This window comes from Labrys sp. F242 (genome assembly GCF_057813875.1).
In genome coordinates this window covers 1,984,350-1,997,928 of sequence record NZ_JBVASG010000001.1, presented here as the reverse complement: position 1 = coordinate 1,997,928, position 13,579 = coordinate 1,984,350, and the positions used below count along the sequence as shown (strand labels likewise).

Genomic DNA, 13,579 nt, shown 5'->3' with positions numbered 1-13,579 from the left:
CTACATCTCCCGATCGTCCTGAGAATAGCCTGTCAAGGCTCGGAATCGCTCCGCTATGCTGCATTTTTCTCCCGTCAAGACGGCTTCGGTTCTCCTGACTTTGCTGATCGGCCTGTGGCTGGCCGTACCCAATCTGATGCCGGAGAGCTGGGTGAAGGCGATGCCGTCCTGGCTGCCGCACAAGACGCTGACGCTGGGCCTCGATCTCCAGGGCGGATCCTACTTCCTGCTCGAGATCGACAAGAATGCCGTGGTCAAGGAACAGGTCGCCAGCCTGCGTTCGCAGGCGCGCCAGATCCTGAACGACAACAAGATCCGTAGCCAGGCTGCTTTGCAGGGGCGCGGCATTGTGGTGACGCTGCCCAATCCGGCCGATACCGAGAAGGCCGTGCAACTCCTGCAAGTGCTGGGCAATCCCGCCGACGGCAACCTTTTCGGCACCGGCAACCGGACGGCCACGATTGCCTCGACCACCCCAGGCCAGATCGGCGCCACGCTGACCGATGAAGGCCTGCGTGACCGCATGAACCGCATCATGGTGCGGGCGGTGGAGATTATCGGCAACCGTATCAACGGCTCCGGCGTGGTCGAGCCCGTCATTCAGCGCCAGGGCGAAGATCGTATCGTGGTGCAATTGCCCGGCCTGGAGAATCCCGACCGTTTCAAGGACCTTCTCGGCCAAACAGCCAAGCTCGAATTTCGCCTGGTGGATCTGAGCATGCCGGTCGATCAGGCCATGCGTTCTCGCCCGCCGGTCGGTTCCACGGTTCTGCCATCGTCGGATGGCGGCCAGAACTATCTGATCGAAGACCAGGTGATGGTCGCCGGCGACGAACTGACCGACGCCCAAGCAAGCTTCGACCAGAACACGCGCGAGCCGGTGGTCTCCTTCCGCTTCAACACCAATGGCGCGCGCCAGTTCGGCCGCGTCACCACGGAGAATGTCAACAAGCCCTTCGCCATCGTGCTCGACGGCAAGGTCTTGTCGGCACCGGTCATTCGCGAGCCGATCACTGGTGGTTCGGGCCAGATCTCCGGCAATTTCACCACGCAGCAGGCCCAGGATCTGGCGCTGCTTCTGCGTTCGGGTGCCTTGCCCGCGCCCATGACGGTGATTCAGGAGCAGACGGTTGGTCCAGGCCTCGGCCAGGCCGCCATTCGCGCCGGTGAGATGGCTGCCCTAGTCGGCTCAATCCTGGTCGTCGGCTTCATGATCGCCAGCTACGGCCTGTTCGGTATCATCGCGTCCATCGCCGTGGCGCTCAATGTCGGCATGATCTTCGGCATCCTGTCCCTGCTCGGGGCGACGCTGACCTTGCCGGGTATCGCCGGCATCGTGCTGACAGTCGGCATCGCAGTCGACTCCAACGTGCTGATCTATGAGCGCATACGCGAGGAGGTGCGTGCCGGACGAACCGTTTTGATGTCGCTCGACGCTGGCTTTGCCCGGGCGCTGGCGACCATCCTTGATTCCAACATCACCACCTTCATTGCCGCCGCCGTGCTGTATTTTGTCGGTACCGGCGCCGTGAAAGGGTTCGCGGTGACGCTGGGGATCGGCATCATCACGACGGTGTTCACCGCCTTCACGGTCACGCGCCTGTTGGTTTCCTGGTGGTATCGCGGGGTCAAGCCTCGCTCCATCCCGATTTGATAGATTGATGGAGTGAGCGCGGTGCGCCATCTTCGCATTGTTCCCGACAACACCAGCTTCGGCTTCATTCGGTTCCGGCGTATCAGCTTTCCGATTTCGGCGGTGTTGTCGATCTTGGCTCTGGTGCTCTTCTTCACCCATGGCCTGAATTACGGTATCGATTTCAAGGGCGGCATCGCCCTCGGCGTCACGGCTCAATCCGGGCAGGCCGACGTGCAGGCCATTCGCGACAAGCTGGCGCCGCTCGGATTGGGTGAGGTCCAGATTCAGAGTTTCGGCGACAAGGGACAGGTGCTGATGCGCATCGCCCTGCAGCCGGGCGGCGACGCGGCACAGAATGCCGTTGCGGAGAAGGTCAAGCAGACGCTGGCTCCCGACTATGTTCCCGGCAAGGACGATCAGACACAGATCATCGGGCCGAGCGTTTCGCAGGAACTGGTGACGGTCGGCATCGTCGGCATCTTCGTCGCCATTCTGGGCATTCTGATCTATCTATGGTTCCGCTTCGATTGGCAGTTTGCCGTCGGCGCCATGATCGCCAACATGCACGACATCGTGCTGACCATCGGCTTCATGTCGGTGACGCAGATCGACTTCGACCTCACCAGTGTCGCCGCCTTGCTGACCATCCTTGGCTATTCACTCAACGACACCGTGGTGATCTACGACCGCATCCGCGAGCTCTTGCGCAAGTACAAGAAGAAGCCGATGGATGAACTGCTGGACGAGTCTATCAACGCCACGCTGTCGCGCTCGGTGATCACCCACGTCACCGTGGCACTGGCGTTGCTGGCCCTGCTCCTGTTCGGGGGGCACGCCATTCACAGCTTCACCGCCACCATGCTGTTCGGCGTCGTGCTGGTCGGCACTTACACCTCGATCTTCATTGCCTCGCCCGTCCTGATCTATCTGGGCCTGCGTCCGGGCAGCCATGAGACGGCGGGCGGCAACAAGCCGGAGTAAGCTGCCATGACCGCAGGCGAACGGCGCTTCCTGCCACGCGTGGCGCCGATCGACGCCTATGGCGCCGGCGGGTTCCGTTTTGCGGAGATGTCGCATCGCGGTTCGCTTCTTTGCCTGCCCTCGGGCATGCATGCGTGGTCGGTGACAAGTGTTGCTCAATTCTCGGCTGAAGCATTCGAGCCGGTTTTTGCGGAAGCCGATGCCATCGAGATCCTGCTCGTCGGCACCGGCCCTGATGTGGCTTTTTTCCCCGAGGCGCTGCGCTGGCGTTTTCGCGATCTCAAGATCGTCGTCGACGCCATGCCGACCGGCGCAGCGATCCGCACCTGGAACGTTCTGCTGGCCGAGGACCGGCGCATCGCCGCCGCCCTGATCGCCGTGCCATGAGCATCTTGTCATGAGCGCCGCTCGCCAAACCGGTTCCCTGGCCAATTCCAATATCAGCATGAGCAACCAGGCTTATTGCGAGAGTCTGCTGCGCGAGCACGATCGCAATCGCTGGCTCGCCAACCTGTTTGCGCCCGCCGAGCACCGACGCGCCCTGAATGCGCTCTATGCCTTCAACAGCGAGATCGAACGCGTGAGGGATATGGTGTCGGAGCCGCTCCCCGGCGAAGTCCGCCTGCAATGGTGGCGGGACCTGCTGGAGGGGCAGGCGAGGGGGCAGATATCGGGGCATCCCGTTGCCTCCGAACTGATGGCCGCGATTGATCGCTACCACCTGCCGGTTTCCGCTCTTGTGACCCTGATCGACGCCCACACGCATGATCTCTATGACGATCTGCTGCAGAGCATCACCGATTTGGAAGGCTATTGCGGCGAGACCTATTCAAGTCTGTTTCGCCTGGCCAGTCTCATTCTTGCCGATGGCGGCGATGCCGGCAGTGCCGATCTCGCCGGGCACGCCGGCGTGGCCTATGGCATAGCCTGCCTGATGAAACAGGCTGCCCGGCACGCGGCCCGGGGGCAGATCTTCGTGCCGGCCGATCTTGCCCTCAAGCACGGCACAGCTCGCGAAGATCTGTTGAATGGACGCAGCACCGGCGAGATGCGCGCGATGTTCGGTGAGCTCGCTGGGGCAGCGCTGCATCATCTGGACGCAGCGGAGCAATTGCTGCCTGCCGTGCCCAGTGCGGCGGCACCCGCCTATATCGGCCTTGCGCTGGTCAGGCCCTTGCTCAAGCGGATGACCCGCCCGGGTTTTGACTGGTTCCGCCATGAAGCCGAATTACCGCAATGGCGCAGTCAATGGCATCTGTGGCGTTTCTCACGCCGGCTGCGCTAGAGCGTTTTCCAGAAAAGTTGATGGACTTTTCGATTAAGAAAATACGTCAGAACAAAGACATGGAGAGAAGTGCGGTTCGAAGAAATCGCACTTTCTCCAGTCGAAAACAGTCGTAACGTTGCGGCGAGTTATTTCGGCTTGGCAGCCTGTGTCAGCGCCTTTTCGAGGTCTTCACGCTCCTCGCAGCCATTGGGGCAGAGCTTGACCAGCGCCGCGAGATTTTGCTGGGCCTTCGGAATGTCGCCGTTCTCGACGAAGAGCTCGCCCTGATATTCCAGGGTTCCCTTGTGGTTGGGATCGATGGCAAGCGCCTTCTCATAGAAGGTCTGCGCGGTCTTGCGGTCGCCGCTTTTGCGTAGGCTGAAGCCAAGCAGATTGTAGACGTCAGGGTCCTTCGAACCCTGGTCCGCCAGAGGCTGGAGGGCTGCGATGGCGGATTTGTAGTCCGCCGCCTTGATCTGGGCCCGGATGGGCGCGAGGTCGGTCGCGGTCGCGGCAGCAGGCGCATCGGACGAGGTGTCGGCGGCCCAGACCGGGCCTGCAACGAGGACGAGGGCCAGGGCGGAGGCGAGGCCATGGAGGCGGAGCATGGCAGGATCCTGTTTGTAAATGACGAGGCGGGGTGGTGAACGTCGTCGGTCGGATCTTCGGTTCTCGCCACGACGTGGGCCGGGCAGGAACGGATAGCAAGCTACATCGTTCTGGAGCCCGTGCCCATCCTGCCTCATGTCCCGGGACGGAAGTCACCCAGGTAGAGCTTCCCGTCGCAAGGGCACCATACGATCACGCTCAGGCTGAGAGATGTTCGCCGGCCACCGCCCGCTTCCAGCCCTCCAGGGCTTCCAAGGCTCTGGCGCTCATCGCCCTTTTCTTAGCGTGAGTCTTTTCGCTGCCGCGCAGGCGCTTTCCATCTTCCCCTTTGGGCGAGACCTCAAGAGGAGGGAACAGGCCGAAATTGACATTCATCGGCTGGAAGGAGCGCGGCCCCGCATCCTCGCTGACGAGGTGACCGCCAGTGATGTGGTTGAGCAGCGCTCCGAGGGCCGTGGTGGCCGGGGGCGTGGCCACCGGTCGACCCAGGCGCTCGGCGGCGGCAAAGCGGCCCGTCATCAGGCCGACACTCGCGCTCTCGATATAGCCTTCGCATCCGGTGATCTGGCCGGCAAAACGCAGGCGTGGCTGCGTTTTCAGGCGAAGCGTTGCGTCCAGCAGCACGGGTGAGTTCAGATAGGTGTTGCGATGTAGCCCGCCAAGGCGAGCGAATTCGGCATTTTCGAGCCCGGGAATCATGCGGAACACCTGCACCTGTTCAGCATATTTCAGCTTCGTCTGGAACCCGACCATGTTGTAAAGCGTGCCGAGCGCATTGTCCTGGCGCAGTTGCACGATGGCGTGGGGCTTGACGCTGGGGTTGCGCGGGTTGGTAAGGCCAACCGGCTTCAGTGGTCCGAAGCGCAGGGTTTCACGGCCACGCTCCGCCATGATTTCGATCGGCAGGCAGCCATCGAAATAGGGCGTGCCTTCGAACTCCTTGAAACCGGTCTTGTCGCCGGCGAGAACGGCATCGAGAAAGGCCTCGTATTCCTCCTTGCTGAGGGGGCAGTTGATATAGTCGGCACCGGTGCCGCCCGGACCCGGCTTGTCGTAGCGCGACTGATACCAGGCGATGTCCATGTTGATGGATTCGCGATGCACGATCGGCGCGATCGCATCGAAGAAAGCAAGGGAGGTTTCGCCGGTCAGGGCTGCGATTGCATCGGCAAGGGGCTTGGAGGTGAGGGGACCGGTGGCGACGATGACGTTGTCCCAGTCCGCCGGCGGCAGGCCGTCGACATGTTCGCGCCGGATCTCGATTAGGGGATGGGATGCCAAGCGTTCCGTCACCGCAGCCGAGAAACCATCTCGGTCCACCGCCAGGGCACCGCCTGCCGGAACCTTGTGGTCGTCGGCGCAGGCCATGATCACGGAATCCAGCCGGCGCATCTCCTCGTGAAGCAAGCCGACGGCATTGGTCTGCGCATCGTCGGAGCGGAAGGAGTTGGAGCAGACGAGCTCGGCGAAGTCCGTGGTCTTATGGACCTCGGTCGGCTGAACGGGGCGCATCTCGTGCAGGATGACGGGCACGCCTGCCTGGGCGATCTGCCATGCGGCTTCGGAACCGGCGAGGCCGCCGCCGATGATATGAACGGGGGTGATTGTCATGCCCGGCTTTTAGACCATCGGGCCTCATGATTGAAGCACCAGCATAACAAAAAGCCGCCCTGAGGGGGCGGCTATGTGGCGCTTGGCCCTGTTCCAGCAAGGCGGGCACCCACCACTTCCCGTTTAGGCGCGATGAAATCGCTGCCCGATTGTCGGCCGACATAGCTAGAGCAAAGCGTGTTTAGACGGAAACGCTTGTTTGCTCTCAATCATTTCGACGCGTCCTTGCGATTCTTGGCGGGACTACCAAATCGCAAAACGCTTCAGCCGACAGAAACGATACGACTTTCCACTGCAAAAGATGAACGCGCTGGTGGATCGTCGAAACTGTACCAATGAGCTGAACAGCCCATTGGTCATCACCTGCGTGATTAGGCGCGGGCAGCCTGACGCGCGATAGCGCGAACGTCGGCAGGGTTGATACCGATGTCGGCCAAATCGCGTACGTTCAAGCGCCTGAGCTCGGCCAGCGTCTCGCGCTCACGGCGCCAGATACGGACACGTTCGATCAAAGCTGCGAACAACATGATAAGGTTCCTCTTCTGCGAACCTGCGTTGAAGCGAATTCCTCAACGCCGTTCACATTCTCTATATGCAGCCTTTTCGTCGAATGAGGTAGATGCTGCACCGCACAACGAGCATGCAATTTTTGCATGTCGCAAAGTTGCCATTGTTAAAAAATCGTCAAAATTGACCTAACGGGTGGCCACTGGATGCATATGGTGCATGCCTCTTCCGCCCGCAAGGCGTGATGGCTTCAGAACGGAGCAGTCGGGGGAACGCATGGTTGTATCCATTCGAATGCTCCCACGAGCGTCTGAACCCGCGGCCAGGGCCAAATGGCAGGGGGCATGCCTAATCTGGGTCCCTGGAGCTCATGCCGAGACCTAGTGCGCGCTGCCATCAGTAGTACCGCCATATACCAAAGTTGGACTTGGCTTCCCAAGGTGTCGGTATGCTATAGGGAGCATGAAAACTAGGCATATGCCGGGGCGAAGAGGGCGTTAAATTATGCGCTCTTCGGGTTTTGTTGAAATATAAAACCAATATTAATTGCAGGTATATCTTCTATATCCCTCTTAATGGAAGGATATATTGATTAAATCTGGCCTTTTAACTTGCGTGGTTCCGAAGTTCACCGAACCCTTGGAAGCTTAGCGGGAGACTGGAGCAATGACGAGGAACGGTACAGAGGACGGCCTGGAGAAGAGACCTCGTAAATATCTCTTGGTTGCTCGGATAGGGCCGAAAAGTCTTCACGCGCAGTGGCTGGCTGCGAGTGCGGATAGAAATTACGATGTCTTTTTAAGCAGCTACGATACCAGCTTGCCCGCTATCGCGGGCGATGGCGTCTATTTCGAGTATCGATCCGGTAGCAAGGTCGCCGGCTACGATGGGCTTTTGCGTGAACACGCGGAGTTTCTTGGTCGATATAAATACATCTGCTTCTTTGATGATGATATTAGCGCGACTCCTTCCTCCATAAGTGGAATTTTTTTGCGCTGTGATCAGTATAATCTCAAGATCGCGCAACCGGCGCTGACATGGGATAGTCATTTCACCTATGCCTGCCTGCTACAGCAGAAGCGATATGCCCTGCGGTATCTCAACTTCGTGGAGATGATGTGTCCGGTTTTCCGGCATGACATTCTCGAGCGGATCGCACCGCTCTACGCCTTAGGATACGAAAGCGGCATCGACCTCGTCTGGTGCAATCTCGTCGCCGAAGGGCCGGGCGATTTTGCCGTGATCGATGAATTTCCGGTTCGGCATACCGAACCCGTCGGCGGCAACAAGGTTGCCAATGGCTTCGTCGACGGGCGTCTGTATGAGGACGACATCCACGCCATTCTTGCGCTGTTTCGCTTGCCCTGGCTCCGGGCGACACCAATCTCCGCCGTCAGCCGGTCGGGCCGCGAGATCAACGGCCGAATGAGCCTGCTGCTATCGGCACTCGTTCTGCTGGCGGCTGTGCCGCTACGCCGGCCCGTGGCCGGGCGTTTTCGCGCCATTCTGGTTCATTGGCGTCATCTGTGGCTGGGGGCTGCAGGCAATGTCCACACCGAGTTTCCGGCAGGAAACGCGGATAGATCCCCTGGCTATGGCGTTCTTCCATCATGCAAACCAAGGGAGAGTGCAGGGCAGTCGATGCCAATGGCGTGATCGGATTCCTCGTTTCGCTCAGGGCTGAGCCGGCAAGCTGACCGGTGCAAAACCGTATCTGCCGAAGGCGGCCTGACCTTCCGGGGAGAGGATCGCTAGCATGAGCGCCACGGCGGCGGCATTGTCGGTCCGTGCCAGAGCCAGGCCATATTCCGGGCCGGTCTCATAGGCTTCGGGCACCTGGATAACCTCGAGGTTCGGCGTGACGGCCTTGCGTTGTGCCGCGCCACTGCAATAACCCATCATCACATTGATCTGACCGCTCTTGAAACCATCGGCAATCGGATCTTGCCCGGCGGGAGTGGGGGCGGTCGAGCCACCGACGATCTTCTGGGCCTTGGCATCGAGCTTGGCGAAAGCACCCGGATTTCGCTTGTCGATCAGCTGGAACATGGCCCAGGTGTAGTCGCCGCCGGGGTCGGCCTTGGGCGTGGACGTGCCGAGCTTCACGGCGGGATCGAGCAGGCGTTCGGCAAAGTTGACAACGGCGAGCCTGGCTTCCGGCAGGCCAAAGGCGCAAAGCCGGTTGCGGGTGAACATGACGACGGCACTCGCCCGGCCATCCCTTTGCAACTGGCGGGGACTGGCCATGTCCGCCGAAGCCAGGATGTCGACCTTGTCGCCTTGCTCGATCTTTTCCCGCATCAACCCTGAGGGGCCGAAGGCGGTACGCACCTTGATGCCACTCTTCTTGCTGAAATCCTGGGCGATATCGGTCAGCACGGCGCGCAGGCTTCCCGCGCCGTAGAGTACTACCTCGTCGGCCCGGGCCGCGACGCTTCCAAGGGCCAGGCAAGAGGCGAGCACGATCCTGAGCATTTGTTTTTCCCGGAAACGGAGTGGCGTGGCGATTCGCTATATATGAATGGCTATAGCGATAGCTGCGAGAGCCTCCACTTGGCAATGGCCTTGCCGGGGGACAAGCAAGGATGCCCGGCAAGATGCATTGTCTGGGACCCGGGGCGACCACCTGCATCTGCCTTGTCGCCGGGGCGGCTTTGCCAGGAACAGGCGGGGACGCCTACGGTCCCAAGGATTTCTATTCCGCCGCTTCGCCCTGGCGCCGCTGAGGGCGACGCTCCATGACTTCTCGCAGGAAGCGCCCGGTATGGGAGCGGGGCTCGCGAATGATCGCCTCCGGCGTGCCTTCGGCGACCACTTCGCCGCCAGCGTCGCCCCCTCCGGGACCCATGTCGATGACCCAGTCAGCCGTCTTGATGACTTCGAGGTTGTGTTCGATCACCACCACGGTGTTGCCCTGCTCGACCAGTTCATGCAGCACTTCCAGCAGCTTGGCGACATCGTGGAAATGCAGGCCCGTGGTCGGCTCGTCGAGGATGTAGAGTGTGCGTCCGGTCGAGCGGCGCGACAATTCCTTGGAGAGCTTCACGCGCTGGGCCTCGCCGCCCGACAGGGTGGTCGCCTGCTGGCCCACCTTGACATAGCCGAGGCCCACTCGTGCCAGCGTTTCCATGGTGTTGCGGATGGTCGGCACCGCCTTGAAGAATTCGGCTCCCTCGTCGACGGTCATGTCGAGCACGTCGGCGATGGACTTGTTCTTGAAGCGAACGTCCAGCGTCTCACGGTCGTAGCGCTTGCCCTTGCAGACGTCGCAGGTGACATAGACGTCGGGCAGGAAGTGCATCTCGATCTTGATGACGCCGTCGCCCTGGCACGCCTCGCAGCGGCCCCCCTTGACGTTGAAGGAGAAGCGCCCCGGCAGATAGCCGCGCGCCTTCGCCTCCGGCAGGCCGGCGAACCATTCGCGGATGGGCGTGAAGGCACCTGTATAGGTGGCCGGATTGGACCGCGGCGTACGGCCGATCGGCGACTGGTCGATGTCGATGACCTTGTCGATCAATTCCAGGCCGTCGAGCTTGTCGAAGGGAGCGGGATGTTCGAGCGCGCCGTTCAGCTTGCGGGCGACCGCCTTGTAGATGGTGTCGATCAGGAGCGTCGACTTGCCGCCGCCCGATACGCCGGTGACGCAGGTAAACAGGCCGAGCGGAATCTCGACCGAGACATCCTTGAGATTGTTGCCGCGGGCGCCGGTGAGCTTCAGCGCCTTGCCCTTCTGGCGCCGGCGCCGTTCGGCCGGCATGGGTACCGCCAGCTCTCCGGTGAGATATTTGCCGGTGAGAGACGCCGGATTGGCCATCACCTCGGCAGGCGTGCCGTGGGCCACCACGCGCCCACCATGCACGCCGGCGCCGGGGCCGACATCGACCACATAGTCGGCCTGCAGAATGGCATCCTCGTCATGCTCGACCACGATCACCGTATTGCCGAGTTCGCGCAGCCGCCCCAATGTTTCGAGCAGGCGTTCATTGTCGCGCTGATGCAGGCCGATGGAAGGTTCGTCCAGCACATAAAGCACGCCGCTGAGGCCGGAGCCGATTTGGGAGGCCAAGCGGATACGCTGGCTCTCGCCACCCGACAGGGTCCCGGAGTTACGGGCCAGCGTCAGATAATCGAGACCGACATCGACGAGGAAGCGCAGGCGTTCGCGAATCTCCTTGAGAATGCGGACGGCGATCTCGGTCTGCTTGGCGTTGAGTTCGGCCGGCAGGGCCTCGAACCAATGCTGGGCCTGGCGCACCGACATTGCCGAGATCTCGCCGATATGGCGGTGCGTGACCTTTACCGCTAAGGATTCGGGTTTCAGGCGGAAACCGGCGCAAGCCTTGCACGGCGTATTGGCCATGAAGCGCGAAATATCCTCGCGGGCCTGTTCTGAATCGGTTTCCTTCCAGCGCCGCTCCAAATTGGTCACCACGCCCTCGAAGGCCTTGCGTGTCTCATAGGAGCGCAGGCCGTCATCGAAGGAAAAGACGATTTGCTCCTCGCCCGAGCCATAGAGGAACACCTGCTGCACCTTCTCCGGCAGGTCCTTCCAGGGCGTGGTCACGCCGAACTTGTAATGCTTGGCGAGGGCGTCGACGGTCTGGCTGTAATAGGGGCTGGTGGATTTCGCCCAAGGCGCCAGCGCGCCCTTGCGCAGCGACAGGGTCTCGTCGGGCACCACCAGGACGGGATCGACCGTCATCTCGGTGCCGATGCCGTCGCAGGACGGGCAGGCACCGAAGGGGTTGTTGAAGGAGAACAGCCTGGGCTCGATCTCCGGAATGGTGAAGCCGGAAACCGGGCAGGCGAATTTCTGGCTGAACATCACGCGCTTGGATGAGCCGTTGGCCTCCTTCTGATCGGCCAGTTCGACCACGGCGATGCCGTCGGCCAACTCCAAGGCCGTCTCGAAGGAATCAGCCAGGCGGCTGGCGATATCGGCGCGCACCACGATGCGGTCCACCACCACGTCGAGATCGTGCTTGAGCTTCTTGTCGAGGGCGGGGGCGTCGGCGATCTCGTAGAAGGTACCGTCGATCTTGACACGCTGGAAGCCGCGCTTGAGGAAGTCGGCGAGTTCCTTGCGATATTCGCCCTTGCGCCCGCGCACCACCGGCGCGAGCAGGAAAAGCCTGGTGCCCTCTGGCATGGCCATGACGCGATCGACCATCTGGCTGACGGTCTGACTTTCGATCGGCAGCCCGGTCGCCGGCGAATAGGGAATGCCGATACGAGCCCAGAGCAGGCGCATATAGTCGTAGATCTCGGTGACTGTCGCCACCGTCGAGCGGGGATTGCGCGAGGTCGTCTTCTGTTCGATCGAAATAGCGGGCGACAGGCCGTCGATCTGGTCGACGTCCGGCTTCTGCATCATTTCGAGGAATTGGCGCGCATAGGCCGAAAGGCTCTCGACATAGCGGCGCTGTCCCTCGGCATAGATGGTGTCGAAAGCGAGCGAGGACTTGCCCGAGCCGGACAGGCCGGTGAACACCACGAGCTTGTCACGCGGGATTTCCAGATCGACATTCTTGAGATTGTGCTCGCGCGCGCCGCGCACGGTAATGAAGCGGCGGTCGGCAGGCGACGGAACAGCGCTGCCGGAGATGGGGCGGCCAGACATACGGACGATCCTGTGGGCTTTTGTCGAGAGATAGGCGCTTTGGCTCGCAAATTGAAGGAGGGCTGGTGAAAAAACAAGAACAATTCGTGAACTTATCCGCAAAATTTTGCGGCACCCCGAGTTCCGATGGGTTATGCACGCGCCATGATCGAGATTAACCCCACCTTGTTCATCGACGAGCGCGAGATCGATGAGGACTTCGTGCGCTCCTCGGGGCCCGGCGGACAGAATGTCAACAAGCTGTCGACGGCGGTGCAGTTGCGCTTCAATATCCGCAGGTCGCCCTCGCTCCCGAACGACATCGCCATCCGTGCCCAGAAGCTGGCGGGCAGGAAGCTGACGCAGGAGGGCGTGCTGGTGATTGTTGCCCAGCGCTTCCGCACCCAGGAGCGTAATCGCGAGGACGCGCGCGAGCGGTTGGTCGCTCTCCTGCGGGAGGCCGCCACGCCGCCGCCGCCGCCCCGCAAGGTGACGAAGCCCTCCAAGGCCGCCAAGGCGCGGCGGCTGGAATCGAAATCGCGCCGCTCAAACGTGAAATCGCTGCGTGGCGGCAAGTTCTCCGTGGATTGAGGTCTGGCCGAGGACGAAGCCCGGGCACGGCAAATCGGAGCTTTTGAGATTTCGCCGTTTGCTTTTCGGGGCAGACTGCCGGGATCAGGCCAGGATGCGCGCCTTCACTTCGTCCATCGTCTCGGCGATGTAGTCGGCACCGGCTGCCACCAGGGTTTCCTCGCTGGGGGGCATATGATGCAGTCCGCCGACAAAGCCGATCACCGTCATGCCGGCCGCCTTGGCTGCCTTGATGCCGACCACGCTGTCCTCGACCACCACGGTCTTGGCGGGATCCACGCCGAGAGCCCTCGCGGCATGCAAAAACAGGTCCGGGGCCGGTTTTCCCTGCGCCACCAGATTTGCGCTGAAGATGTTGGGATAGACGAGCTCGAACAGGTTGGTGATGCTGAGGCCGAGACCGAGCTTGGCCGGCGGGCTGTTGGAAGCCACGCAATAGGGCATCGGCAGGGTTTGGAGCACTTCGCGCACGCCCGGAATCGGTTCCAGACGCTCCACATAGGCGGTCCGAAGCATGCGGCGCGTGGTTTCGGCGTGGTCCGGCGGCAGCTTGAGCCCGAAATCCTGCTCGAAACGCTCCTCCAAAGCCTCCTGGGTTAGGCCAAGGAAACGCTGCATCACGTCATGCGGGGTGACTTTTACGCCGAGGGCCGACAGGGCCTCGGCTTCGACTTCCGCCGACAGGATCTCGCTGTCGACGAGAACGCCATCGCAATCGAAAATCACTAGAGAGAAGGGCATGGGAACCGCCTGATCCGAGAAGACGTGCAGAGGCCGG

The 13,579-nt window shown here is 61.5% G+C and carries 12 protein-coding genes; 6 read left to right on the top strand and 6 right to left on the bottom strand.

Translation table 11 applies throughout. The annotated features are described in order from the left end of the window. Positions 1 to 55 precede the first annotated feature (55 nt). Genes secD through ACZYTC_RS09335 form a run of 4 tightly spaced genes read left to right on the top strand, consistent with a single transcriptional unit; the run spans position 56 to position 3,902 of the window. Positions 56 to 1,654 carry a protein translocase subunit SecD gene (gene secD / locus ACZYTC_RS09350; protein WP_434956345.1) on the top strand — a complete coding sequence of 533 codons (1,599 nt, stop codon included), beginning with the start codon at positions 56 to 58 and terminating at the stop codon, positions 1,652 to 1,654. A 21-nt stretch (positions 1,655 to 1,675) separates the two neighbouring features. Next, on the top strand, positions 1,676 to 2,617 hold the full coding sequence (gene secF / locus ACZYTC_RS09345; protein ID WP_434956346.1) for a protein translocase subunit SecF: 942 nt from the start codon (positions 1,676 to 1,678) through the stop codon (positions 2,615 to 2,617). A 6-nt stretch (positions 2,618 to 2,623) separates the two neighbouring features. Then, entirely contained in the window at positions 2,624 to 3,004 is a 381-nt protein-coding gene (locus ACZYTC_RS09340) for an Mth938-like domain-containing protein (protein WP_434956347.1), read from the top strand. A 10-nt stretch (positions 3,005 to 3,014) separates the two neighbouring features. Then, positions 3,015 to 3,902: a phytoene/squalene synthase family protein gene (locus tag ACZYTC_RS09335; protein WP_434956348.1), complete on the top strand. Its 888-nt coding sequence runs from the start codon at positions 3,015 to 3,017 to the stop codon at positions 3,900 to 3,902. Between the two features lie 128 nt (positions 3,903 to 4,030). On the opposite strand, the gene ACZYTC_RS09330 is transcribed toward ACZYTC_RS09335, so the two are convergent. The 3 genes from ACZYTC_RS09330 to ACZYTC_RS09320 all read right to left on the bottom strand — a co-directional run bounded on the left by ACZYTC_RS09330 (position 4,031) and on the right by ACZYTC_RS09320 (position 6,631). Beyond that, the gene (locus ACZYTC_RS09330; RefSeq protein WP_434956349.1) at positions 4,031 to 4,492 is read right to left on the bottom strand and encodes a tetratricopeptide repeat protein; all 462 of its coding nucleotides are present in this window, start codon (positions 4,490 to 4,492) and stop codon (positions 4,031 to 4,033) included. Between the two features lie 199 nt (positions 4,493 to 4,691). Continuing rightward, on the bottom strand, positions 4,692 to 6,104 hold the full coding sequence (trmFO, locus tag ACZYTC_RS09325; RefSeq protein WP_481272152.1) for a methylenetetrahydrofolate--tRNA-(uracil(54)-C(5))-methyltransferase (FADH(2)-oxidizing) TrmFO: 1,413 nt from the start codon (positions 6,102 to 6,104) through the stop codon (positions 4,692 to 4,694). A gap of 371 nt (positions 6,105 to 6,475) precedes the next feature. Further along, positions 6,476 to 6,631 (bottom strand): YjiS-like domain-containing protein, encoded by a 156-nt coding sequence (locus ACZYTC_RS09320; protein ID WP_434956351.1) that lies wholly within the window; start codon positions 6,629 to 6,631, stop codon positions 6,476 to 6,478. A 646-nt stretch (positions 6,632 to 7,277) separates the two neighbouring features. On the opposite strand from ACZYTC_RS09320, the gene ACZYTC_RS09315 reads away from it, so the two are divergent. After that, on the top strand, positions 7,278 to 8,267 hold the full coding sequence (locus ACZYTC_RS09315; protein ID WP_488989399.1) for a hypothetical protein: 990 nt from the start codon (positions 7,278 to 7,280) through the stop codon (positions 8,265 to 8,267). 18 nt (positions 8,268 to 8,285) lie between these two features. Here the strand turns inward: ACZYTC_RS09315 and ACZYTC_RS09310 are convergent, their stop codons facing one another. Beyond that, entirely contained in the window at positions 8,286 to 9,086 is an 801-nt protein-coding gene (locus tag ACZYTC_RS09310; RefSeq protein ID WP_488989398.1) for an extracellular solute-binding protein, read from the bottom strand. Between the two features lie 220 nt (positions 9,087 to 9,306). Further along, entirely contained in the window at positions 9,307 to 12,231 is a 2,925-nt protein-coding gene (gene uvrA / locus ACZYTC_RS09305) for an excinuclease ABC subunit UvrA (RefSeq protein ID WP_488989397.1), read from the bottom strand. Between the two features lie 126 nt (positions 12,232 to 12,357). Between uvrA and arfB the strand changes: the two genes are divergently transcribed. Beyond that, the gene (gene arfB / locus ACZYTC_RS09300; RefSeq protein ID WP_454813894.1) at positions 12,358 to 12,801 is read left to right on the top strand and encodes an alternative ribosome rescue aminoacyl-tRNA hydrolase ArfB; all 444 of its coding nucleotides are present in this window, start codon (positions 12,358 to 12,360) and stop codon (positions 12,799 to 12,801) included. Between the two features lie 84 nt (positions 12,802 to 12,885). Here the strand turns inward: arfB and ACZYTC_RS09295 are convergent, their stop codons facing one another. Continuing rightward, complete coding sequence (locus ACZYTC_RS09295; protein ID WP_488989396.1) at positions 12,886 to 13,542, bottom strand: HAD family hydrolase; 657 nt, start codon at positions 13,540 to 13,542, stop codon at positions 12,886 to 12,888. Positions 13,543 to 13,579 lie beyond the last annotated feature (37 nt).

What these genes read in the sequence shown, in the direction of transcription:
- secD (WP_434956345.1), top strand. Translation starts at nt 56, where the DNA reads ATGCTGCATTTTTCTCCCGTCAAGACGGCTTCGGTTCTCCTGACTTTG.
- ACZYTC_RS09340 (WP_434956347.1), top strand. Translation starts at nt 2,624, where the DNA reads ATGACCGCAGGCGAACGGCGCTTCCTGCCACGCGTGGCGCCGATCGAC.
- ACZYTC_RS09335 (WP_434956348.1), top strand. Translation starts at nt 3,015, where the DNA reads ATGAGCGCCGCTCGCCAAACCGGTTCCCTGGCCAATTCCAATATCAGC.
- ACZYTC_RS09330 (WP_434956349.1), bottom strand. Translation starts at nt 4,492, where the DNA reads ATGCTCCGCCTCCATGGCCTCGCCTCCGCCCTGGCCCTCGTCCTCGTT.
- trmFO (WP_481272152.1), bottom strand. Translation starts at nt 6,104, where the DNA reads ATGACAATCACCCCCGTTCATATCATCGGCGGCGGCCTCGCCGGTTCC.
- ACZYTC_RS09320 (WP_434956351.1), bottom strand. Translation starts at nt 6,631, where the DNA reads ATGTTGTTCGCAGCTTTGATCGAACGTGTCCGTATCTGGCGCCGTGAG.
- ACZYTC_RS09315 (WP_488989399.1), top strand. Translation starts at nt 7,278, where the DNA reads ATGACGAGGAACGGTACAGAGGACGGCCTGGAGAAGAGACCTCGTAAA.
- ACZYTC_RS09310 (WP_488989398.1), bottom strand. Translation starts at nt 9,086, where the DNA reads ATGCTCAGGATCGTGCTCGCCTCTTGCCTGGCCCTTGGAAGCGTCGCG.
- uvrA (WP_488989397.1), bottom strand. Translation starts at nt 12,231, where the DNA reads ATGTCTGGCCGCCCCATCTCCGGCAGCGCTGTTCCGTCGCCTGCCGAC.
- arfB (WP_454813894.1), top strand. Translation starts at nt 12,358, where the DNA reads ATGGGTTATGCACGCGCCATGATCGAGATTAACCCCACCTTGTTCATC.
- ACZYTC_RS09295 (WP_488989396.1), bottom strand. Translation starts at nt 13,542, where the DNA reads ATGCCCTTCTCTCTAGTGATTTTCGATTGCGATGGCGTTCTCGTCGAC.